The organism is Phytoactinopolyspora endophytica, from assembly GCF_004138495.1.
GTDB classification, from domain to species: Bacteria; Actinomycetota; Actinomycetes; order Jiangellales; family Jiangellaceae; genus Phytoactinopolyspora; species Phytoactinopolyspora endophytica.
This window is the reverse complement of the sequence record NZ_ML142854.1, coordinates 249,800-250,039: the sequence shown is the minus strand read 5'-3', so window position 1 is coordinate 250,039 and position 240 is coordinate 249,800.

The window sequence follows — 240 nt, the reverse complement described above, 5'->3', positions numbered from 1 at the left end:
GCGGATGTCCCTGAACGACGTCGCAGGCACGTTCTCCATCCCGCTCACCTTTCATTCCATCAAGTTCAATCGGCCAGTTCCCACTCGGCGCGCGGACTGCGCAACGACCCGTCGGCCTCATCGTCCCGCTGCCTCGGAGCTTGGCGAGCCGGCACTGAACAAAAGACGTAGCCCCGTGCCAGCCTACTTTCACTGAAGGCTCAAAGATTCTGTGAAAGTAAGCCAACGTAGCTTACTCCG